At 48.0% G+C, this 1,138-nt stretch carries 3 protein-coding genes; all 3 read right to left on the bottom strand.

Annotated elements, in window-relative coordinates:
- A partial coding sequence (locus tag QZ506_RS16310) for a Rha family transcriptional regulator (RefSeq protein ID WP_291972501.1) occupies window positions 1-135 on the bottom strand: 135 nt, incomplete at its 3' end.
- Window positions 136-207: 72 nt separating this feature from the next.
- Entirely contained in the window at window positions 208-735 is a 528-nt protein-coding gene (locus QZ506_RS16305) for a Rha family transcriptional regulator (RefSeq protein WP_291972499.1), read from the bottom strand.
- Window positions 736-1,033: 298 nt separating this feature from the next.
- Window positions 1,034-1,132, bottom strand: a complete 99-nt coding sequence (locus QZ506_RS21680; protein WP_367273031.1) for a DUF1187 family protein — start codon at window positions 1,130-1,132, stop codon at window positions 1,034-1,036.
- Window positions 1,133-1,138 lie beyond the last annotated feature (6 nt).

Here is a 1,138-nt window from a genome sequence, read left to right as displayed (position 1 = left end):
TTGGGGAGATTGAATATTGAGCGCTTCAAGCATCTTTCGACAGTCCCTTAAAACATGGTCGTGACGCTTACCAGTCAGCTCCGCAATTTCACGGCTAGACATGGTTACTGTTTGTGCAATAGTTAAATTTTGCATATAGGTATACCTCGCTGGTTAAAACGATAATGGAACCCCGGCGCGATACCGGGGCGGAATGACTGGGTTAGATTAGCTACCGAGCTTTTTAATCAGATCGTCTTTGTGTATGACGAGATAGTCAGCTCGACGCGCAATCTCGAACAATGTATCGAGGCTGGCAACATATTCGTTGTCAGCAATTGGCCGGGAGCTGATGACTTTATTATCTTGAAGGGTAAGTAGTATTTCGTTGGTTACGCCGCTGACGGCAACTGCGCCATGAAGCTGTTCTTCCATGCGGTTAAACTCCGCAATGTAAGCTTCCTTGAACGCTGCTGCCTTTTTGCCGGTAAAGCCCATGACGAGGAAGACGAAGCCGTCCTTAGTCATTTCGTAGTAGACGACCTCACGTGTTGCGCCCTTGGCAAGTTGTACATTTTTTATCATTCGCGAAAAGTTGCGGATGATAAAATCTTCTGAACATTCAAGGGATTCTACTTTTTGTACAACATGATGCGGTTGTTTGCCGAAGTAAGCGGCAACGTCATCGGTGGTGGTAATAGCTTTACCGTCGTGGATAGTAACTTTAGGTGCAGCAAGGCTGGTATGAGTGGTCATGATGACCTCCAATAGTGATCTTGATGTTATCACCACCAGAGGTGTCAATCTCTATATTGGTGGTGAACTGAATGGGGTTGACACTACCGGGATCACCGTCCGGCCAGCCTTGCGGCTGCCCCATCCAGCTCACCATGGAGGTGTAGCTAGATTGCGACATAAAAAAACACGCTCGCGGCGTGTCATTTTGTCGCGGTCACTCCAGCGGGTTCCTACACCCGGCACCTGAATTTGCAGATGCAGAGTGACTATAGCGCATGGTTTCTCCTTGCGTCAATGGGATGGTTTATTGTGCTATTTACCACGTATCCCTGTTTTTCACCCTGACGCAGCGGAAATCCTCCAGTTTCACCTTATCGCCGAACGACTTACCTGCCTCCTTAGGCTTAAAGAGCAGTTTTTC

This window comes from Candidatus Symbiopectobacterium sp., assembly GCF_020054415.1.
Classification (GTDB): Bacteria; Pseudomonadota; Gammaproteobacteria; order Enterobacterales; family Enterobacteriaceae; genus Symbiopectobacterium.
The sequence above is the reverse complement of the archived record's forward strand: the minus strand, read 5'-3'. Positions and strand labels throughout refer to the sequence as shown.